The 21,290-nt window shown below is 46.0% G+C and carries 16 protein-coding genes; 8 read left to right on the plus strand and 8 right to left on the minus strand.

Features of this window, described 5'->3' with window-relative positions:
• Positions 1-54: 54 nt before the first annotated feature.
• On the plus strand, positions 55-762 hold the full coding sequence (locus tag DXZ20_RS01635; protein WP_163695996.1) for a DUF8692 domain-containing protein: 708 nt from the start codon (positions 55-57) through the stop codon (positions 760-762).
• Between the two features lie 428 nt (positions 763-1,190).
• On the opposite strand, the gene DXZ20_RS01640 is transcribed toward DXZ20_RS01635, so the two are convergent.
• From DXZ20_RS01640 to DXZ20_RS01650, 3 genes are all read right to left on the minus strand, one after another.
• Entirely contained in the window at positions 1,191-5,258 is a 4,068-nt protein-coding gene (locus DXZ20_RS01640) for a WD40 domain-containing protein (protein ID WP_163695998.1), read from the minus strand.
• A 90-nt stretch (positions 5,259-5,348) separates the two neighbouring features.
• Positions 5,349-5,936 (minus strand): GNAT family N-acetyltransferase, encoded by a 588-nt coding sequence (locus tag DXZ20_RS01645; RefSeq protein ID WP_163696000.1) that lies wholly within the window; start codon positions 5,934-5,936, stop codon positions 5,349-5,351.
• Between the two features lie 109 nt (positions 5,937-6,045).
• A complete protein-coding gene (locus DXZ20_RS01650; protein WP_250565554.1) occupies positions 6,046-6,585 on the minus strand; it encodes a GAF domain-containing protein in 540 nt (179 codons plus the stop codon).
• A gap of 187 nt (positions 6,586-6,772) precedes the next feature.
• Here DXZ20_RS01650 and DXZ20_RS01655 point away from each other — a divergent pair, with 187 nt between their 5' ends.
• A complete protein-coding gene (locus DXZ20_RS01655) occupies positions 6,773-8,290 on the plus strand; it encodes an amidohydrolase family protein (RefSeq protein WP_163696002.1) in 1,518 nt (505 codons plus the stop codon).
• A gap of 131 nt (positions 8,291-8,421) precedes the next feature.
• On the opposite strand, the gene DXZ20_RS01660 is transcribed toward DXZ20_RS01655, so the two are convergent.
• On the minus strand, positions 8,422-9,567 hold the full coding sequence (locus DXZ20_RS01660; protein WP_163696005.1) for an alpha/beta hydrolase: 1,146 nt from the start codon (positions 9,565-9,567) through the stop codon (positions 8,422-8,424).
• Positions 9,568-9,910: 343 nt separating this feature from the next.
• On the opposite strand from DXZ20_RS01660, the gene DXZ20_RS01665 reads away from it, so the two are divergent.
• Positions 9,911-11,887, plus strand: a complete 1,977-nt coding sequence (locus tag DXZ20_RS01665; RefSeq protein WP_163696006.1) for an ArnT family glycosyltransferase — start codon at positions 9,911-9,913, stop codon at positions 11,885-11,887.
• Between the two features lie 3 nt (positions 11,888-11,890).
• On the opposite strand, the gene DXZ20_RS01670 is transcribed toward DXZ20_RS01665, so the two are convergent.
• Both DXZ20_RS01670 and DXZ20_RS01675 read right to left on the minus strand, forming a co-directional pair.
• Positions 11,891-12,739: a sulfotransferase family protein gene (locus tag DXZ20_RS01670; protein ID WP_163696008.1), complete on the minus strand. Its 849-nt coding sequence runs from the start codon at positions 12,737-12,739 to the stop codon at positions 11,891-11,893.
• 59 nt (positions 12,740-12,798) lie between these two features.
• Positions 12,799-14,685, minus strand: coding sequence for a GTPase family protein (locus DXZ20_RS01675; RefSeq protein ID WP_163696010.1), 1,887 nt, complete (start codon positions 14,683-14,685; stop codon positions 12,799-12,801).
• Positions 14,686-14,910: 225 nt separating this feature from the next.
• Here DXZ20_RS01675 and DXZ20_RS01680 point away from each other — a divergent pair, with 225 nt between their 5' ends.
• Positions 14,911-15,159 carry a hypothetical protein gene (locus tag DXZ20_RS01680; RefSeq protein ID WP_163696011.1) on the plus strand — a complete coding sequence of 83 codons (249 nt, stop codon included), beginning with the start codon at positions 14,911-14,913 and terminating at the stop codon, positions 15,157-15,159.
• A gap of 175 nt (positions 15,160-15,334) precedes the next feature.
• On the opposite strand, the gene DXZ20_RS01685 is transcribed toward DXZ20_RS01680, so the two are convergent.
• Together DXZ20_RS01685 and DXZ20_RS01690 are read right to left on the minus strand one after the other, a co-directional pair.
• The gene (locus DXZ20_RS01685; protein ID WP_163696014.1) at positions 15,335-16,036 is read right to left on the minus strand and encodes a hypothetical protein; all 702 of its coding nucleotides are present in this window, start codon (positions 16,034-16,036) and stop codon (positions 15,335-15,337) included.
• Between the two features lie 320 nt (positions 16,037-16,356).
• Positions 16,357-17,007, minus strand: coding sequence for an SH3 domain-containing protein (locus DXZ20_RS01690; RefSeq protein WP_250565555.1), 651 nt, complete (start codon positions 17,005-17,007; stop codon positions 16,357-16,359).
• Positions 17,008-17,528: 521 nt separating this feature from the next.
• Here DXZ20_RS01690 and DXZ20_RS01695 point away from each other — a divergent pair.
• From DXZ20_RS01695 to DXZ20_RS37155, 4 genes are all read left to right on the plus strand, one after another.
• Positions 17,529-18,425 carry a helix-turn-helix transcriptional regulator gene (locus DXZ20_RS01695; protein WP_163696018.1) on the plus strand — a complete coding sequence of 299 codons (897 nt, stop codon included), beginning with the start codon at positions 17,529-17,531 and terminating at the stop codon, positions 18,423-18,425.
• A gap of 37 nt (positions 18,426-18,462) precedes the next feature.
• Positions 18,463-19,392, plus strand: a complete 930-nt coding sequence (locus DXZ20_RS01700) for a helix-turn-helix domain-containing protein (RefSeq protein ID WP_163696020.1) — start codon at positions 18,463-18,465, stop codon at positions 19,390-19,392.
• 452 nt (positions 19,393-19,844) lie between these two features.
• On the plus strand, positions 19,845-20,225 hold the full coding sequence (locus tag DXZ20_RS01705; RefSeq protein ID WP_163696023.1) for a hypothetical protein: 381 nt from the start codon (positions 19,845-19,847) through the stop codon (positions 20,223-20,225).
• 339 nt (positions 20,226-20,564) lie between these two features.
• A partial coding sequence (locus tag DXZ20_RS37155) for a hypothetical protein (protein ID WP_250565556.1) occupies positions 20,565-21,290 on the plus strand: 726 nt, incomplete at its 3' end.

Raw genomic sequence — 21,290 nt, forward strand, 5'->3', positions numbered from 1 at the left:
ATTTGAGCATCCTTGATGAAGAAATCATGTGAAATCAACAGTATTTAAGAAACAATGTTTACGTTAAAAGTTTTTCAGTTTTTTTCGTCAATAAAATCAGGTTTGATACTAGCAGTAATATACCTATTTGTTATTGCTTTAATAGTTGTAATATGGTTGCAAACGCTGATCTCACCAGAACTATTATTGCGAGATGTATTTACGCTTACAGACGTTCCTCCATACTATGGCTTGCTTTCAAATTTTGGAATCTTTCTATGGTGCACGACAGCATCAGTCAGTTTATTTAGCGCAGTTATATTATCTTACAAAAAAAGAGAACGAGGATTTTCCTTATTCTTTCTATTTTTCGGTTTGATTAGCTTGATACTCATGCTAGATGATGGCCTCTTACTTCATGAGAGTGTTGTTCCGAAAATATTAGAAAATATTTTTTCCTATAACACAGCTGAGATGCTTTTGCCTTTGTCTTATGGAAGTGCAGTTATATATTCCTTGCTCAAATTTCGCAAGATAATTCTAAATACCAATTACAAATTTCTTTTTCTGGCTCTATTGTTCTTGTTCTTTTCGCTAGTTGCCGATCACCTTATACCACTGCCAGATGGTGGAAGGTATTGGTTAAGAGATGGAGAAAATTTTTTGATTGAAGATGGATTTAAACTGTTAGGAATTGTTACTTGGTCATTCTATTTTATCCAAACAAGTTTAAGTCGTATAATCTATCTGACTAGACATACAGGGGCTAACAGACTGAAATGATCTATTTTTAAAGCTTAGCTCAACTTTATCCATTAGGCTACATAACAAGGTAAATCAGACCAAGAGACCAAGATAACTGAGCGTTGAGGATCGGCTAGTCTACGACACTCTTCATATCACACAGAATCATCCAGGGATGGAGTTTGATCACCAGAGTCCAGGCGCACTAGCTAGCCCAGAGATTTTCTAACCAGCAATCAATGGCAACATGATTGCCAAATACATAGGGGCTTTCACTACATAGACAAAACTGCCCAGCCCGAATCCAGTTGGGCAACTCAGCAATGTTGAAGGGGCTCCAGTATGGATCATGATTCGCGTCAGCATGATGGAGGCGTGAGATAGTTAAAACCGTTACGTGTTTTTCAACTATCCTAAAGATAATCAAGCAGATGTCTCTAACACGTCCCTAATGCGTCTCAGTTAAATCAATTCTCAACTGCTCCCAGCGCCTTCAAAGACTCTTTTTGAGCAGCGGTTAACCCTTGCACATCGGTAATATTCATATTCTCGTAAGGTCTGGGCACCATCAGCGTCTTCAAACATTCACCCGTAGCAACAGTCCAAAATCGAATCGTTTGATCCGAACTGCCACTGGCCAGTATTTGACCATCGGCGGTAAAGGATAGTGAATTGACACGTCCATGATGTAAATCTAGAATCCGTAACAATTTGCCTGTGTTAGCATCCCAAAGCTTAACCGTCTGATCGTCGCCACCCGTGGCGATGGTGCTGCCATCCGGGCTAAAATCAGCCGCCCAAACAGTTGACTGGTGCCCTTGCAGAGTTTTTAGCAGCTTACCCGTCTTAGGATTCCACAGTTGTACTGTGCCATCATCACCGCCGATCACTAACAGTTGACCATCACAATGGAACCCTAACGTCCAGGTGGCAGTTTTTTGACTTTGCAAAACAGTGAGCAATTCTCCCGTTGCCGTATCCCACAGTTTAATGGCACCATCCATACCCGTACTGGCAAAGTATTGACCATCCGGGCTAAAGCGAGCTGCAAATACCCAACCGTCATGGGCCTCAATGGTTTTAATCACCTGCCCAGAGGGCACATCCCATAGGCGCACTGTTTGGTCGAATCCACTACTCAACAGCAGTTGACCATCGGCGCTAAATTCTACGAAATATACGGCAAAATCATGCCCATGCAGCATCTTCAAAAGCCGACCTGTTGCCACATCCCATAGACTGATAGTGTTCTCAACACCACTACCGGCTACCATCTTGCCATCGGGACTGACCGCCACCCCTAAGACGGCGTCACTCTGCCCTTCGAATGTGCTGATCAGCTCACCCGTCTCTACATGCCAAAGTCTCACCTTGTGATCGCTACTGCCACTCACTAAGAGAGGTTTATTAGGATGAAAACGCACTGAGTTCACCCAACTGGAGAAGCCCTGCAATGCCTTGAAAAGACGTTTCTGGGGTATTTCCCATAGTCTAATGGTGTGATCATTGCTGCCAACGGCCAACTGTTGACCATCGGGGCTAAATGCCAGGGCCCATACGAGGCTAGTATAAACGGTTGCAATGCGCAGTAGCTGGCCGGTTTTCGGGTTCCATAACTTGGTTGTAGCATCAGCACTACCGCTAGCAAGATAATGACCACAGGGGCTAAACGCCACGGATGAGATCCAATATTTGTGTGCTTGGAATGTTAGTTCAATTTGTCGGGTTTGCCAATTCCAGATGCGAATACTGCCATCATTTTCACCAATAGCCAAATACTGCCCATCTGGACTAAAACTGACACATTTAGGCTCAGTTTCACAATGCCAGACAGTGATCACGTCTCCCGTTTGGGTGTCCCAAATACGCAGGGTTTTATCAACGCTAACACTGGCAATTTGTTGGCCGTCTGGGCTAAAGACAGCTGCATTAATCTGTTGAGTATGTCCGGTTAATCGATGTCGAGGTTTGTAGGTGTTTAAATCCCACAGGATCAAATGAGTGTCAAGGCTACCGCTCACTAGCAAATTATCGGTGGGGCTAGTATTTATGGTCCAGACAATACCTGTATGCTCTTTTAGCACCTGAATCAATTGGCCTGTAGCGACATCCCAAATATTGATTTCTCCAGCCTTGCCTTCAGTCGCTAAGTGTTTACCATTATGGATAAAATCCACAGCAATCACCCAGCTGGTTGACGCTTCTTTTATGATCAAGATCGGTCTCTGATCAACCGTTCGCCAGACAACAACTCGCCCATCTCCTTCACCGGTGGCCAGAAGTGAGCCATCAGGACTATAGGCAACACTGGCAACAGGATCTAAGGGTTGATTAAATGCCGCTTCTTTAAATACAGTATGGGAAAAGTCAACCTGTTGCAGAGGCACATGCTGTAGATAGGCATGATAAATTGTTAGTCTTGATAAATCCAACTCCGTAAAGTCTATAGCCAGGGCCCACGCAAGATTAATCAGATTGCCAGCGCTATAGCCAGTGGCTTGCTTCTGAAGTGATTGCAGGATTTTGAGATGGTCCAGAATAGCCGGTTCTGGATGCGATAACGATTGCCTCAACTGCTCAGCAACAACCTGTAAGATCAGCCTTTCTTGGCTCTCTCGTACAAAATCTTTGACAGTCGTTTTAATTAAGGCATAGGTGACTGTTGCCAGAGATTTTAGGGGCTGGCTGCTAAAACACTCAGGATCAATTAATTCCTCACCGATCTGTTCAATCAGCCGATCGATGACATACTCCATAATCACCGGCTGCTGGGTATAGGTATTACCCCGTCGTTCAATTAGAGAACGCCAACAGAGCGATTCGATGGCTTCAATTAATTTGGTCTTATGGCAGGACGGATAAATATCCGCCTTGAGTTCAGTAATTGTGGTCCAATCGCGATTAATCGCCAGCCAGGTCATGACCGTTTGTTCCAGGGGAGAGAGACGGTCAAACTGAACATCTAACAATTTTCGTGCACCATTAAAGAGCAAGGTGTCTTCTTCTAGAAATAGGGAGATATCGCCATCAAACACATCGCGGATAGAACTGCTGATGATCTGCAGCGATAGGGGACTGTGGCCGTAGCGATCGCAAAGCCGTTTTTTATCATCTTGGCTACCCACCAGTTGCTTCGCTTCAATCAGAGCCAGTGCCGCCTCCGGCGAACCTTCTAACTGCAACACCTGCACCGCAGGATTTGCCTCTGACATCGTGGCCACCTCAGCCGGTTTTTCTCGGCTGGTTAGCAACAGACAGCTTTGATGGTTAGTCTGACCGGCAACTGACACCAGCTCACTATAGTTCTCATAGCCCTCACGATATTGACCCGCCCGTTCTCCCCCCTTAAACAGGGTTTCCACATTGTCCAAAATCAGTAAACATCGCGCTTGCCGTAGCCAATGCACCCATCGAGTCAGGGAACAGGTCGCTTCTTGCTGGTTAGATATAAACGGCACTAACTCTTCTAGCAACCCATTTAGCGGCGGTGCATTACGCAGCGAACGCCAGATGATAAAGTCAAACTTTGTCTGCAGCTCATGAATCACCTTGGCCGCCAGGGACGTTTTGCCAATGCCGCCCATCCCCACCACAGTCACCAGGCGACACTGGTCTTGGCCAATCCATTGACATAGCTGGCCTGACTCCTCTGAGCGGCCATAGAAAAAACTAATATCTGGAGCTTCTCCCCAGTCGATTTGTGGTTTTGTTTTGGGAGCACCGATGGCCACAGACTCAGTAGTCAATTGACCCGACCATGGCTCAGCCTGTCTAGGGGTGGGTGTTGGTGTTTCATCTAAAAGCAGCTGTTCATAAAACTGGCGTGTTTCTAGACTGGGGTCAATGCCCATTTCATCCCGCAGCAGCGTCATGCACTGGTGGTACACCTGTAGGGCATTGGCTCGTTCTCCCTGCTGGGCATGGTACTGCATCAAGGTTAGATAGCCCGACTCATTCAGGGGTTCTAGCTGGAGTAAGCGTTGGGTAGTTGCGATCGCATCCCGATACTCTCCCAATTCAGCTAACACCGAACTCAAGTCAGCCAACCCATTGATCAAAAGCTGATGCAAACGATGGCGCTCCGGTTCAATCCAATCGTCATAGCAGGTGGGGAGTAGTTCACCTTGATACAGCTCAATAGCTTGCTTGAGACTCTCGGCCTTGGCTGGAGCCGTCACCGCCTCAGCCGCCTGGGCAATTTTGGTTTCAAATGCCGCCACATCCAACCAGAATGAATATTGAGGTCGCCATTGAATCGTTTGGGGTGTGACCGCCAGTAGCTGATCCGCATCTGGCAAAATCTGTCTCAGCCGATGCAGTTCTCGCCTCAGACTCGTTTTTGCTTTGCTATCGGTGGTATCTGGCCAAAATACACTGGCCAGCTGCGCCCTCGGCTGGGGTGTTTGCGCATTTAGCACCAAATAAGCGATCAACGACTGATATCTATCTGCCTGTAATCCTTCGACCGGTTGGTGCTCAAACGTTAATCGAAAATGACTTAGCAGATGGATACATAGTCGTTTGGAAGATTGCATTACTCTATGCTCGACCGTTCACAAACATCAAGAGGGAAAAGCACAACATTATCAGATAATTTGTTGGGCATTGCTGATCCGAACTGAGTTCTACAGGTTAGCCCTCATCAATAGACACCCTCCCTGGTGTGGAATCAGAGGATGGGGCTGGAGTTCGATGGGCCTGACGCTCTCAAATCCATGGCGCTGATATAACCGCTGGGCCCCGATATTATCTGCCAATACGATCAGACTTAAACTGTTATAGCCTTCTGTTTGGGCTTTTGCTTTTGTGAGCTCAAGCAGCCGGGAGCCGATCCCTTTGTGCTGATAGTCTTTTAAAACACAGAGGGCATCAAGAAAAAAACTGCCGTCCACTCGGGCCGAGAAAAAGTCTTGAAAGTGCTCAAGCCGGTCTGTTGGGAAAAAGTCACGCATTTCCGGGGTAATTTGATGATAGGTGGCCGGAAATGAGAGGGCCATGCCAATGACGTGGTGATTCAATTCGGCCACAATGGCACTGCGATAAGAGTGAGGATACACATCCTGTTCCAGGCTAGATGCGACAAACTGCAATGCGGAAACCCCTGGCACCAAATCGTGGAAAAGAAACTCGACGGCTCCATCCGAGGCGATATACTCTAGTTCAGCCAGAATCTTGCTATCTGCCTTTTGGCCTTCTCGGTATAGAACTTCCATGGGGGCCACCGCTCAGAGGGTGCTTTAAAGGTAGCATTCAGGGCTCGATCAGTAGTCATCCGTGATCTGCCGTAGGAAACCAGCCGTCGCTCCTGGCCACAGCCCCCCCTCAATGATCCTGAATAGAAGGAGCCGAGGCCAGGGTTAAAGCGCCTGCCTGCATACGTTTAACATCCATCTCTGACCAGGTCTTGGGACCTTGACAGTGATGGGCCACGAGCAAACCCCATAGCCCCTGATTAGTCAAAATGGGCACTACCAAATTGGCTCGCACATGCAAGTGTCGCAAAAAGTCACGGTGACAAGGCTCAATGGGGGCTGTTTCAATATCCTCAATGGCTCTGATGCGACCAGCCAAATAAAGCTCAGCATACTCATCGTTAAAACATTGGTCTGGCCCGGTCGAACCGTAAATAGAGAATTCCCCGGCACTTAGGGCTTCAAAGGTGACCTGGCCTTCCCATTGATTGTAAAAATAATAGATAACGACTCGATTAACCTGTAGAAAGGTGCGCAGGTCCTCAGTCGTCTTTTGCACTAGCTGATCACGCTGTATGGTCTGTCCCAGACGCTGCAGGATAGACCCGATTGCGCCGACTTCGGTATCGACCCGTTGAGCATGAATATTTGGATCAAACTGGGTCGTCATGGTAAAAAAGCAGCATTTCTCAGCATTAATTCCCTTGTATCACTTGCTATAGCAAAAATTTAATTAATTCACAGAATTTTAAGCAACAGAAAGATTTTCAGCACCCTAGTCTGAACTAATTGACAAACATCAAAAAAGCTTCAAAATAAATTGTTGCTTTACGTGGTTTTCTAAGTGGACGGCAACGATGACAGATATTCGGTTAATTCGAGGTCGCTGGGTTTTTACGGGTGAGACTACGCTAACTGATGGCGCGATCGCAATCCAGGACGATACTATTGTGGCGGTCGATTCCTGGGCGACGTTACAGGCGACCTATCCCCAGGCAGCGGTGATTGGCTCTGATAAGTTTGCTGTGATGCCGGGGTTAATCAATGCCCACCACCACAGTAATGGGGTGCCCAATTCTCTCCAGGGTGTGAACGATGATTTTCTAGAACTGTGGCTGTTTGCCAATATTGGCTTGCGATCGCAAGATCCTAAACTTAAAACTTTACTGAGTATTGCCCAGCTATTGCAGAGCGGGGTAACCAGCGTTGTCGATGTGGCCAGCCTTGGTGGCACCGCCCAGGACTGTCGGGACAATCTTGAGGGACGACTGGCCGCCTATGGGCAAGCTGGCATGCGCGTCGCCCTAACGCCGGGCATTCGCTATGAAAATATGTTTGTCCATGGTGAAGATGACGCCTTTTTAACCAGTCTGCCAGAAGACTTAAGACAGCGGCTGCAAACCTTGGTGCCCATGGTACAGACCTTATCCAGAACAGCGCACATAGAGCTGATTACCGACTTTGTTCAACAGTATCAGACTCACCCCCACATTGATATCTGGTTTGGTCCACCAGGCCCCCAATGGGTAGGCGATGAGTTACTGGTGCAGATGGTGGATGCTGCTGAGCGCTTAGATACCCATGTCCAAACCCATGCCCTGGAGTCATTCTATGAAAAACTGATGGGGCCGCGTCTCTATGGTCAATCTGTGATTGCTCACTTAAACCAACTGGGGGTACTGAGCCCTCGGTTCTCCATTGCCCACGGCGTCTGGCTCACACCAGCTGACATTGAAATTTTGGCGACAACTGGAGCTGCGGTCAGCCACAACCCCAGCTCTAATCTGCGGCTGCGGGCGGGCATGGCTCCGCTGACAGCCATGCTCTCTGGTGGGGCCACCGTCGGGTTAGGCATGGATGGCACTACCCTTGGCGATGATGAGGACATGTTTGCTGAAATGCGATTAGCGGCGCGGCTGCAGCGGTCTCCTCAAATTAATAGCCCGGCCCCTGGCTATGGCGATATCTTTCAGCTGGCAACAACAGGCAGTGCTAAGCTCATGGGCAAAGAGCAACAGCTTGGCAAACTTGCCCCTAGCTATCGGGCCGATGTGGTGTTGGTAAATTGCGATCGCATCACCTGGCCCTGGGTGTCTCCTGAGGCCAATCCCCTCCATGTCATGCTGATGCGGGCCAAAGCCACCGATGTCGATACGGTTCTGGTTAATGGCAAAGTTGTCTTAAAATCAGGCACACCCACCGGTTTTGACCTACAAGCAGTTGGACAAACCATTGCCGAACAACTTGCAGCCGCCCCCAACCGAGACAACTATCGCACACTAGCGGCAGAGCTCATCCCCTATTTAAGTAACTGGTATGCCCAATGGGAAGTACCGCCCTTATCTCCCTATGCCGCCTTCAACTCTCGCACTTAGTAAGCATTAGGTTATCCCAGGGCACCCACAAGGGAATGGCCCTTGGCGACATCACAGCCCTAGAAATTTAAATTAACTTAAATTAACCTCGAAGAAATCTTTGAAACCTGGCAGCTATTGGGTATATCGTCTTAAATAGCCTTCAAAAAATTACTAACACTGGCATCCCACAGCGGACGATCCACACCGATCAACTGATGATGACCAGCATCTGCGGACACCACTAACTGTTTTGTAGCTGGAATATTGTGCACCAATGCTTCAATATCGCTAACCGGAGTCCATTTATCCTGCGCCCCATGGATAACCAGGGTGGGGCATTCAACGGCTTTGGCATAGTTGATGGGATTATGGCTAAAGCCATTGATACCGTGCTGGATACTAGCCCAGAAAATAAGTAAGGTTGCCGTCGGGTCTGTGGGAATTTTGTGGTGGCGTAACCGACTTTTCACCGCATCAATCAGACGGATAAAAGGTAATTCTAGGACGATGGCATCGGGGATGATGTTATGGGTTGCGATCGCTCTTAAAATCGCCGCCGTACCCATGGAAACACCATAGAGAATAATGGGCGAATCCCCATTCCCTTGAACAACATTTCGATGCTTTACATCGTTAAAAACAGTGACAACATCCTGAGCTTCTGCAATGCCCAGGGTCACAGTATTGCCACTGGAACCGCCCACCCCTTGAAAATCCACTAAAACCGTATTAAACCCCAGGGAAGCAAAGCTCTGGGCAGGCGGAATCAGTTGACTGCTTTTAGTGCCCAAATTACCTGGGAATAGAATCACCGTTCCTCTAGGCACCGCAGTTTGAGCAGGAATTTCCCAAGTTTCTAGCCACCTGGATTGACCAATGGGAAGAGTGCGCGTGCCATAGAATACCCCCCGATCTGAGGGAGTCTGGGAATGACTGGGCTTCGGTACACCGAGGCCAATCTGTCCCGGTGAACGCACATGGGTCATGTGGTGGGCCAGCAGATAGGGTGGAAAGTTAAGGCTAAAAAGCAAAATTGCTAACCCCCAGCACAGCTGCCGCCGTCGTTGATGGTTGATCGGTCTAGAAACCGGCACCGGCCTTCTACTCAGAACCTGAGCAGCTACAATGCAGCCAGTGCCACCAAATAGACAAAACGCCCCTACCTGAACCAGGGGAAAAACCCAGGCGTTAACAGCCCCTAACAAATGTAATACAACCAAGGCCACTGTTAGACCGACTGGCGCAAGTAACGTTAAAAAACCAACATTAAGCAACCGTTTGCAAGGGACAGTCATAGTGGGGGTACTACATTAGTATCTGCTTACGAAGGTTTCCTTCATCAGTGACAGTCAATATTTCGGTTGAAGTGCAAAAGCATCCAACTCCCCACCTGAGTAGAGAGTCTATCTTTCTATGGAATCTTCAACGGTTGGCCAAGTGCGACAATATTTCTTGCAACACAATTCCGTAACAAAAAATAGCGTTCTAATGTTTTAATCCTCTGTCAAGTAACCTACAGTAAGCTCATTGGCAAGGAAGCTCACGCGCTGCTACTTATGGGTAGGATAGTGGAATGGAATAGTCCCTAAAGCTTCCTCAGCGCATTAGTTAAGCTCTAACCCACCTGATCTACTCAAAATGCTAGCTATTCTTCCCATAGCAAGTCTTATCTTGTTAATACTGATCAACTCAAAGATTTTTCAGCTCAAACGAGAAGCACTGCTAGGTGCGCTGATGTGCTGGGGAATTATTGTCACCGTTTTAACCGAAGTTCTGAGCCTGGTTCGAGGATTTAACGTTATCTTTTTAACGCTGTCCTGGCTGATAGTAACAGCAGGCACAACCTTTTTCCTATGGAAAGCATATGGGCCAAGGCTGCTCAAAACCGCACCTAAACAATGGTTGAGTCCCTATCCTTTTATCGATTTGCCGGTAACACTCAAGCTATCGACCATCGGGATGACCCTGGCATTGCTAGCAATCGGTGCTACGGCTGTTTTAGCGGCCCCAAACCATTCTGACTCCATGGAGTACCATCTCAGTCGCATTATGCACTGGATGCAGAATGGCAGTGTAGCCCACTATCCTAGCCACAATATTTTTCAGCTTTATCAAAATCCTTGGTCTGAGTTTGCGATCGCACATCTCCAAATCCTCAGCCACAGCGACCGTCTCAGTAACACTGTGCAATGGATCAGCATGATCGGCTCCATGCTGGGGGTCTCCCTAATCGCTAAGGAGCTGGGGGCAAAACGCAACGGTCAAATTTTGGCCGCAATTTTTGCTGGCACCATGCCCATGGCAATACTACAGGGCTCAAGCACCAACAATGATCATGTAGTAACCCTGTGGATAGTCTGTTTTGTCTACTTTGCCCTGGTGACCATGCGGCAAGGATTAAAACCGCTGCTGCTGGTGTGTTTAGGCACCAGCCTGGGCCTGGCAATTCTCACCAAGGGTACAGCCTATATCTATGCTTTTCCCTTTTGCATCTGGCTATTGCTGTGGGGCATCAAAAATCTAGGTTTACGCATGGTAAAACCCATGATCGGCTTGCTTGCCATTGCCATTGCCATCAATGCCGGGCATTATCTACGCAACTTTGGCCTATTTGGCACTCCGTTGGGGTCCCCTGGAGACGAAACCGGAGCCGCTTTTGGGTTAACATATCTGATTTCTAACGTAGTACGCAACCTGGCTCTCCATGCTGACATTGTTAGAAATCTGCATTTAGACAGCGTTATTACACCAACCACGGGACTCACAGAAAAAGCGATTACCATCTTTCACAACATTATCGGCGTAGATGTTAGCGAGCCCTTGATCACAAGTGCAAAGGAAACGCGCTTCTACGTGCCTAGCATCTCGTTTAATGAAGACAAAGCAGGAAATCCCTTACACTTGCTGATTATTCTGGCCTCTTCTGGGCTATTGCTAATCAATGGCCGCCTACAACAGCGACGGCAGTTATTTTTATACTGGCTCACCACAACAGCGACCTTTCTACTGTTTTGTCAGCTACTGACCTGGTCCACGTCACGCTGTCGCCTACATTTACCCATTTTTGTTCTCTTTGCAGCCCTAGTAGGCACCGTCATTGGCAATGCCCTCAATCGCAGGGTTGCTAATATTTTAAGCATATTCCTGGTACTGCTTTCATTTCAGTGGGTGTTGAGCAACGACATTCGAGCACTAACGGGTGAAAACAATATTTTTGCTGCATCACGCCCGAGCCAGTATTTTACAAGTCAGCTAGTGTTAGAAGAAATTTACACTAACGCTGCCAATGAGATTAACAACCAAAGCTGTGCAAACATTGGCATGGTCTTTGAAAATATCTCCTTTGAATATCCCTACTGGCTATTGCTAGACGCCCCCCGGCGCAGCCTCAGGCTGCAACATGTTGGTGTAGATAATGAGTCTGCACCATTAGAGACATCCCGTCGCTATGGTCAGTTTGAACCCTGTTTGGTGATAAAAACCGTTTCACGGAACCAGGATGCGCCCTTGGAAACTGAACTTCAGATCGAGGAACAACAGTATCGAGAGATCTGGCAACAAAGCAACCAAAGAGGCAAGTCTATCAAATCGGTACAGTTATTTGCTATGAATTAGCCCTTATATTGACTGACACAACTCAATTAACGCTGCCTGGCAGTCATGGTGTATCTGCTTGGCACGCTCTACTAGTTCTGTGGGGAAAGATTGGGTGAGTTGGCGTTGCGATCGCACAATTTTTCCCGCCTTAATTTTTCCCTTTGGATCACCCACCCCTTTCATACCAGTGGTTTTCAGCACCTTATATTCTTCCGTAAACGGTGCCTGTGTATGCAAAAACTGCTGTAGGGTTGTCAGCACTTTTGAAGTGTTGTCCAGCAGTTGCTCATAGGTAACCACCAGCATCCGCTCTGGGTTGTTGATCAACCGCGCATAGTCCACCAGCATAGCCATACGCTCAGCATAGTACTCAATCGTATCCTGCTGATTCCAATGGGGCTTGAGGTCGGCAATACTGGCTAAGCTGCGCTCTGGCTCTCGCAACAAAAAAATGGCATATACCTGTTCAGACTGCAACCAGTCATGGTTCAAAAACTTTTTGTTGTGCAAGACTTTGTCCATCACATACTGATGGTTCATGCGTAGGTTCTGCACATCTCCCAACTTACGAAAGTCTTGGGCTTGCCAATAGACCTTCTTGAGTAATCCCTTAAAGTCATCGGCATCAGCATAATTAGTGTGGGTTTCACCATAGCCAATCACCTCAGGATTCGTTGTCAGCAAATGGGTCAATAGCGAAGACCCAGACCGCATATGGCTGAGCAATAGCAAAAATCGATAAGGTTTGGCCCGAAACGCTACCCTATAGGGTTGATTTACCGACTCAATGCGATAGTTAAAGTAATTCTGCACCAAGTCATTCTTATACTCACGAATCCGCTGTCGCCACTGGCTTACTGCTGCTGCCATAGGTGTTACTGAATAAACTTAAAAATAGAAATAAATCCCCTGATTCTACGTTACCCCGCTTATTTCCTTACTGCTTCATATTCTTGCAAGTATCGCTCAAACGCTTTATCTAATCGATTTGTCTCCCCCAACCAATAGGCCGTCAGCGCATGGCCCAATGCCCAGGCATTTTGCTCCGGTGGCGCATCGTTATCTAATAGCATCGGCCAGAGGGTAAGCAAGTCAAAGGTACTACCTTCCTTAGCCAGCAGGGTAAACAGCTCATAGGCCAGCTGCAGCTTACCAATCACCACTGGAGCCTGCTCAACTGGAATCTTTTCCATCAGCGCCGTAGCCAGCAGATCTGAGCCCGTCATCATGCGTGAGAGGTAACGCAGAATCGGGCTTTTCAGCAGTTCGGTTACCCCCTGGGTGGTAGTCATCTGAAACGTGTACTGATCAATCAGCTTGGCCGCCGCTTTAGCTAAAGCCGTCTGATTAGTCAGAAACCGCGCCAGGCGATACTGCTTAGCATTCCCCAACGTCTCCACTAGCTTGAGGGCCAGAGCGTCATCATTCCAGGCGGCTCTGTTATTGTCATAGGTCACCAACGGCAGCACAGTTTCAGCCGACTGCCCCAGGGTGTCCACCCGATAGGCAACGGCATCACGAATAGACGCCTCCTTAGGTCGCTGCCCCATTTGCCAATCGTAGGGGGGCTGCCATTCTCGTATAGGCCGCAGTCGATCAACCTGGGTTACCACCACCACCGTTGGCGGATGCTGCTCTGCTGCTTTAAGGTCGTGCAAAAAAGTTTTGTCGCTCTGTAACGCCGGGTCCAAAGCCGGGGTCGCCAGCACCAGTAAGTCTGCTTCTGCCGCTTGATCGAGAACTAAATCGCGAAAATCGCCACGCTCAATTTGTTCATAGCCAGGGGAATCAATCAGATTCAAGACTTCTCCCGTATCCAACTGCCAGCTATATTGGCGAATTTTATCGGTACTGGGCAGTACATCCACTTCCGCCAGTTCAGTTTTGAACAGGGTATTGATCAAGCTACTTTTACCTGCCCCGGTACGGCCTACTAATATGAGAGAAACCGGTTCCTTTTCAATGGTTTCAGCTGGGCTGGCCGTTTCTAAAATTGACCGCAGTGTGGCCGTTTTTGCCTCAGTACCCAAAGTCTTGGACGGCTCTGCTGCAAAAATTGCCGGTAGCGTATCGCCACTGTACAAGTTAGCCGTTTGCTGAGCCAGATTGCGCAATGCCGTTTCCCGTAGCAGCTGGCTCAAGTTTACCAATAGCTGCTGATTTGCCTCGTTAGAACTTTTTTGGCTGGCCACTTTAGCCGCTGCTGCCGCTGGGTTAATTAACCACTGCGCCCAGTTCCAGACCCGCCACAGTTTTCCCATGGAGGGTTCCAATTTGCGATAAATTTCGTAAGCTTCATAGGCCTGGCCAACGGTCACCTGATTCAACACAGGAGCCAACTGGGTCATGGCCCGGTCCATGTCATCCACCGTCCCCCGAATTAAGCCATAGGCCTGGGGCACATAGATATTGAGTAGCGGGTACTTCACTTCCGGATGATAGTGGTGGGCCACCGTTGCCACGACGGTCTGACATCGCTTCCAGAAAGCAGGCCAATCGTCCCACACAGGCGGATCTTCGCGGGCTCCGGTCAAGATTGGCTGCAGTGCAGATTCCAGCACCTGATTAGCTGCGTTATCAACCGTCACAGATTTCAGCTCTGACCGGACAGCCGTAACAATGCGATCAATCTCACGGGGCTTGGTCCAGTGCACCAGCAACCAACGCCAGCCCACAAACACGAATAGAATGACAGCCCAAATCCAGGTGAGGCCCCAACTGCGTAGCTGAAATCCAGCCGCAATCAACACAAAGGCCACAACCATCACCAGCGGCAGCGCCAGCACAATCCACTGCCATCGTTTGAGCTGTACCATCGTCTTTTACCAAGTCATTTTTCTTAGTTTAAGCAGAGGATCAATGTCGGAAAAGGGGAAACATCCGAACTAATAACTCCTTCTTATACCCCAAGGGAGATAAAGACATTACTGTCTATTTCCTGGATTACGGCACTGTTCAATGTTTTACATACTCTTACTCAATGAGATGGGAGCAACAAAAGAACAATGGTCTTTAATACTTGAGAGAGGAAGCAAGACCTAATGAGTTTGAATCGCAAACATTTTTTGGTGTTCCTTGGTGCTGGTGCCTCTACGATGGTGGACTGGCATGCTACCCATGCAAATTCTGACCTTGAACTAGCGGTTTGGGGGCTCTCAGACGATGCTCTATACCCTGCGGTAGGTAGGTTACTGGCTTTGGACAATCGATTAAAAATTGATTTAGTAATGGCTGAGGATGTCTCTCCTAATGTTATGGCTGAGATTGAGCGTTTACATCAAGAGCTATGAATACATATGCGATCGCACTAGCCGCTCGACTCCAAGCTGAACTAAGTGACTTAGCGCAGATTGTCGAACGTGCTCAGACGCTTTTGCCAAAAGCTGTGGATCCCTAGACGAGGGGTTACGGAGGGGAAGGTGGGTAGAGAATTGATTACTCTAAAATTTTGTCAATAAAAGACTTCTAATCTACTATCCTCACAACTTCTGTATTACCGTCACTTACAATGACTTCCTGCGCAAACCAATACTCGTCCTCTGCTAAGCAGATTACTTCATATGTAGCATTTTTATCTGGCTGCCCTCCGGAATCATATCTAACAGATGACTCTGCTTGAAGAATTCGCCATTTTTCTTTGCACTCATTGATAATTTTTTTCTTAAGTTCAGGGTCAGAAATTTGTTCAAAGGAAATTTGTGTTTCAATCTCATCTAGAGTCCAATTTTTGCACGCTCCGACAGTTGCAGCATTGTCACAGGAGAAATCATATTCCTTGATATCTTTTGGAGAAAGCGAGTTTCCAGATTGAATTTTTAACTCTAGATTTAGTGTTCCATCTTCTCTCTCACTAGATATGGATACTATTCGTTTAGATATATCGCTCATTCCTTCTAATTCTTTTACAGTTGCGCTAACCTGTTCGGGTATTGGACTTCCCCAGGAATAAAGCTCTTCTTTCGGTGAAGTGTTCAACAGAATGTTAGGAATTGAAATTGCTGCAATGCCCTCAAGTGCACTTTCTAACTCCCCTAATCTGTTGAGTAGGTTAGGTAGCTTGCTTAGATACGCCCCAACCCCTCCACCGCTGAGTGCAGAAAGAATAAGAAGCGTAACGTAGAACCAAATGCCTTGACGGTCTAGCCAAGTTTTTACAAGATCTTTCAAATTACCTGCTCCTATTTTAAGATGGATGCCTTATGCTGTATTGCATACTACGCCACAAAAAATTAGGAGCATTCACCACACCCCTCTAAAAAGCCAGTTGGTCTTGTAGATGCCTTTATACTTCAGCTTTGATTAAAGTGTGGGATTTATGACGAGATTTAGATAGTACCCCTGTGGGTACTTTTCGGTCTTATGTAGTGTCGTATACCCATATCCTTAAAGAGAAGGGCCTCATACTCTGAATGAGTAACAGGAAAGTGGAAAATATGGAAGCATATAAAGAAGCTCGGCAACAATTAGCTAGCAGGTTAATGCTGCATCTACAGCTGCTCAACAAAGCAGTTAGCTATCCAACCTTCTTGATCAGCAACTAAAAAATTCAGCGCACCATACTCTATAGATCGATCAAGAAGTGCTTCGTTTAAAGCTCTGTGCCATATAATCTCATCTCCATAAGTTGTTTCGCCGGTTAAGAATACGCGCTCTCCGACTGGAACAACACCCTTGATTACTGATGCATCCAGTGATGGGCTAGCCCGGAAATTAGCCCCTCCGGCGTGAAAGCCGTTGCAGGATGAAGGAATACGAATCCAATACCCATCGATATAAATTATTGGAATAGAATCAGAAGAAATCTTGCCTGAATCATCCGTTCTATCAGGAATCACTGTAGGACTTGTAGGAACAGGCAACTCAGAAGGGAAAGAGTCTTCTTCAGGTAGTTGATCTTCAGGGGGCCTAGTTGGAAGGTTAGTCGGAATTGTATTTACCCTAGGAGGGTCCATCTCAAACATAGGGCTAAAATCTACTAATCTTTTAAACAGAGTGAATGAGACAGCTACAGAAATAGGGATAGAAATTGCTACTATCCCGATATATTGAATAACTGTTATATTAGCTACGGAAGGAGAAGATTTAGTTTTTTGGTTTGAAACTAGATAGGTTTCTAAATGCTTGTTCTCGGGAAACATGGTCAGGCACCAAAGAGAAATCTTTCTAAAAATACTATAGATTATACTACTAGGAAATCCTAGACTTTGATGGCAAGTTTCTTCTGCGTGAGTTTTAGTAGACATTTAGTGAAAGTTATTAACACAGAAGCTTGCCGTTACTCATGGTTTTGGCTTTGCAGTACCTAGTGGTGGTTTAACAATAGGATGGAGGGGGTGGAGCGGGTGGTGAGGACTTTGATGTTTGGAAGATTGAAAAGAAAAAGTACCCTTGGGGGTACTACCCTTAGCGAGGATTCTACGTTATGAGAAGTGGGCTCGGAATGGAATGGAGCAGAAAATAAAAGGAATATATTAGTCGCCATACGGCTGCTCAAACGTAGAGCAATCAAGCCTTTCCAATAAAAACGAAAATCGTTGAAACGACGTACTCTGGTTAGACTCAAAACTTTTGCAAAACTATTGTTTACGGGGCTTTTGAGGATCATATACTAGCTAGTAGCTGCTTCGTTAGTTTTAGGCGATATAGGGAGGCTCTAGCAATGAGATCTCATAGTCATAACTCAACAGGTGTTTCAACTATTGAAGATTTTTTCCCAGTCGGCTTTCCTGAACCCAACATTCAGAAGAATCTATGGAAGATTGGTGTAGAGATTCTCAACCTTCCACAAGGAGAAGTTCCCCAAGAAGTTACATTGAACAACCACACAATTGGCATTAATCTTGGCCCGAGCCACAAGATTGAGCAAACTATTGATGGTCGCTACCTGACAGCTACTATATTTCCTGGATGCGTCGGTATTTTTCCATATCAGCTGCCAATGTGGAGCCGTTGGGATAGAGATATAAAGCATTTATACATTCACTTAGAACCAACGTTATTATCTCGACATTCGCAAGAGCTATTTGATGACGATAACGTTGAACTAATCCCATCACTGACTGCTAATACAGATTTACTGATTCAGCATCTGAGCATAGCAATGAAGAACGAAATAGCTCATAGCCGACATAAAAATGGAACGCGAGTTTATGTGCAATCTATGGCGGATGCATTATCAGTACATCTGCTACAGAACTATTCAACACGGACAAAACCTATCAAACCTTACTCAGGTGGGCTATCACCGCAAAACTTAAAGCTGGTGAAAGACTATATAAATGACAACTTGTCTCATGAACTCTGTTTGGATGGGCTTGCGAAAGTGACGAGGCTTAGCCGCTACCACTTCTCGCGCGCATTCAAACAATCAATGGGAATTACTCCTCATCAATATATTATCCAGCAACGAGTGGAGCGCGCAAAGCAACTATTGTTGCAGAATCAAATGACGATTGCTGATATTGCACTCGCCTGCGGTTTTACTCATCAAAGTCATCTAAACCGTCACTTCAAAGGGTTAACTGGTGTGACGCCTAAGAATTTTCTCAAGTCATAACAGGTTTGTGCAAAATAGTTCCAGGGGACCTCTAAAAATGAAATCTGATGAGAGAGACATCGCTATCATTTCACATAATAAAGATATAGCTATCACTCCGAAAGTTGAAGAATCTTCCCCAGAGGACCTCAATAAGTCAACAATACTATCAAACTACCAAGTAAATGGCGAGGGTATTGGTGTAGAAATTCTAAACCTGCCACAAGGAGAAGTTCATCAGGAAATTATTCTAGATAATTACACAATTGGAATTAATCTTGGACAGAGCCATCGTATTGAGCAGATTACCGATGGAAAGTATGAGGAAGCGCAAATATTTACCGGAGGTATTGGTATTTTTCCATTTCAGTTACCCATGTGGAGCTGCTGGGATAAGGACCTGCATCACTTGTACCTTCATTTAGATCCAACGTTGTTATCTGGTCATTCGCAAGCGCTACTTGACGACGATAAGATTGAACTCATGTATTCAGTTGCTTCCATCGAAGATTTACTCATTCAACAGATTGGCCTGGCAATTAAAAATGAACTGATGTACAACAGAACTGGTAGCCGAGTTTATGTGCAATCTATGGCAGATGCATTGGCTGTTCATCTGCTACAGAACTATTCAACACGGACAAAACCTATCAAACCTTACTCAGGCGGTTTATCTCCTCATAAGTTAAAGCTGGTTAAAGAACTCATACACGATAATCTAGAGCGAGAACTTAGCTTAGACGAATTGGCCAAGGTGGCGAGACTCAGCCGTTATCATTTTGCGCGTGCATTCAAACAATCAATGGGAATTACCCCTCATCAGTATATTATTCAGCAAAGAGTGGAGTGTGCAAAACAACTACTGTTGGAAGGCGAAATGATGATTGCTAATATTGCAATTTCTTGTGGCTTTACACATCAAAGTCATCTTAACCGGCATTTCAAAGGGTTAACTGGTGTGACGCCTAAGAAGTTTGGGAGTTCATAGCAATTTTGTGCAAAAACAGCACTCGTGTGCAAGATCTAGAGTGTTTTTATGGGATAGAAAGAGTGTGTTGAGGAGGAGAGCTATCGTTCTCTGCTGGAGTAGTCAGGCAGCACAGTTATTAAGCTGATGCTGTCAGTCCCATAACATCACTATTAGACTAATCAAGCAGGATAATAAGGTTGGTTTGTAGACTACAACTGAATGAGAAGGCAATATCAGAAGAGTTGTTATTATCTTTTGATGTCCATCCTTCACCCAACCTAACAATGCTCATGCAACCATACTGCTGAGAATTGATTGGTTATAGGGTGAAGTTTGTCGGCGACAAATGCTGAGTAACGTTAGCCTACCAAAGGATTTATTTTATTCCCGATACAAGATCTTCAATTTTAATCTTGGCTTTTAACAAAGCAATTAAATATGCAGGTATATGAATATAGGATTATAGAATCATGGCTTGGAATTTCGATTTTTACCGAGAAAATGAAGCAGACACATTATTCAGGACATTGCAAAATGAACTGACTAAGCTCAATAGAAAGGAACAATTGTCCGCTAAAGTCGCGACAGCAGATCAAAAGAACCAGGCAGCTCTAGGAGGTATAATTTTCAACCCTGATGTTGAGGAAAATGATATCCCCAAATTGCCAAATGGTAACTGGAAGGTTCATATAATTAATGAAAATCCAAGAAATGATTTTAGAAGGATGTTTGATAGAGCGAGCGATTTCCTCAATAATGAGCTCAATGAAAGCCAGGCTTTCTATGCGAAGTTGACATTTGTTAATCAAAAAGACAAAGGGGCACTTATGGCAGTTTTGTTTATCGGTTAGCTAGAGCCTGGTAAGGTGAGCCAAAATATCTCAAACAATCCTGACAGACCATAAAAGACCTCACTTGTCCAACACTCTACTTCTGTTATCTGAGAGCTTAAGCTGCCTAATTAGGATAAGAAAAATCCTGACTAATCCCCCCTAATCATCTCTTTTTCCTTGATGAATATTATTGATGCAGCCTAATAATGTCCATGCACGCCAATTACCGAAAGTTGCTTGGTTATGTTGTGAAGTTTGTCTGAGGCGAGTGATAGGTAGCGTTAAGCTGTAACTGTCTTAAGCTTTGAATAGGATCTCTCGTGAGAGCTGTTGTCATGAACTTAGGAATGTAAATCTATGTGGCGATTTCATAAACTTCTTCTGTCAGGACTACTAGCTACAACAATAACGATAGGAAGTGTTGCTTATCACTCTACGCCTGCCTTTGCCAGAGATAACAGGGATGAGGTACATCAAACCTGGAACAGAGAAGGGTGGGAAGTTAGGCCAATAAAATGGTTTGATCACACATCCTACGTGGCGTCTGTAGTTGTTCTCGCATTAACTGGAGCAGGTGCACCATATACTATTTTGAACGATGTTGCTGACATAGAAACAGCGAGGCAAATTATTAATGCACTTGCTGAATCTCGGGACACGATTATAAGCCATCAAGGCAAAGATTTCATGGTTAGAGTTCTGACCTATCAACACTGGCACAATGAGAATCCATGCTCTTTGTGGGGGGGAGAATGTTGGGAAAGGATTCCAGAACCAAATACTCATGAGGTTGTTATACTTGTTCGCCCACAATCTCAAAATACGCTAGATAGCTCAACAACATTGGCTCAGTCTCCATCACTTGCGTTAGATGCGCATGGCGGCTCTGGAAAAATCTATTTTAGAGCTGCAGAAGGAGGACACAATCAAAACTTGCACTGGAAACTTGAGCCTTATGGAAATTACTTTCTCTTGATTCCACGTGTTCGTCCGAGTGTTGCATTAGACGCGAATGGAGGAACAGGCTCTCCTTATTTTAGAGCTACAGAAGGAGGACACAATCAAAACTTGCACTGGAGACTT

It is taken from the genome of Adonisia turfae CCMR0081, from assembly GCF_011009555.1.
Taxonomy (GTDB): Bacteria; Cyanobacteriota; Cyanobacteriia; order Phormidesmidales; family Phormidesmidaceae; genus Leptothoe; species Leptothoe turfae.

Bases quoted from the DNA above. Each gene is read 5' to 3' on its own strand.
- DXZ20_RS01705 (WP_163696023.1), top strand. From the start codon at position 19,845: ATGGCTTGGAATTTCGATTTTTACCGAGAAAATGAAGCAGACACATTA.
- DXZ20_RS01660 (WP_163696005.1), bottom strand. From the start codon at position 9,567: ATGACTGTCCCTTGCAAACGGTTGCTTAATGTTGGTTTTTTAACGTTA.
- DXZ20_RS01655 (WP_163696002.1), top strand. From the start codon at position 6,773: ATGACAGATATTCGGTTAATTCGAGGTCGCTGGGTTTTTACGGGTGAG.
- DXZ20_RS01690 (WP_250565555.1), bottom strand. From the start codon at position 17,007: ATGTTTCCCGAGAACAAGCATTTAGAAACCTATCTAGTTTCAAACCAA.
- DXZ20_RS01695 (WP_163696018.1), top strand. From the start codon at position 17,529: ATGAGATCTCATAGTCATAACTCAACAGGTGTTTCAACTATTGAAGAT.
- DXZ20_RS01680 (WP_163696011.1), top strand. From the start codon at position 14,911: ATGAGTTTGAATCGCAAACATTTTTTGGTGTTCCTTGGTGCTGGTGCC.
- DXZ20_RS01645 (WP_163696000.1), bottom strand. From the start codon at position 5,936: ATGGAAGTTCTATACCGAGAAGGCCAAAAGGCAGATAGCAAGATTCTG.
- DXZ20_RS01640 (WP_163695998.1), bottom strand. From the start codon at position 5,258: ATGCAATCTTCCAAACGACTATGTATCCATCTGCTAAGTCATTTTCGA.
- DXZ20_RS01700 (WP_163696020.1), top strand. From the start codon at position 18,463: ATGAAATCTGATGAGAGAGACATCGCTATCATTTCACATAATAAAGAT.
- DXZ20_RS01670 (WP_163696008.1), bottom strand. From the start codon at position 12,739: ATGGCAGCAGCAGTAAGCCAGTGGCGACAGCGGATTCGTGAGTATAAG.
- DXZ20_RS01635 (WP_163695996.1), top strand. From the start codon at position 55: ATGTTTACGTTAAAAGTTTTTCAGTTTTTTTCGTCAATAAAATCAGGT.
- DXZ20_RS01650 (WP_250565554.1), bottom strand. From the start codon at position 6,585: ATGACGACCCAGTTTGATCCAAATATTCATGCTCAACGGGTCGATACC.
- DXZ20_RS01675 (WP_163696010.1), bottom strand. From the start codon at position 14,685: ATGGTACAGCTCAAACGATGGCAGTGGATTGTGCTGGCGCTGCCGCTG.
- DXZ20_RS01665 (WP_163696006.1), top strand. From the start codon at position 9,911: ATGCTAGCTATTCTTCCCATAGCAAGTCTTATCTTGTTAATACTGATC.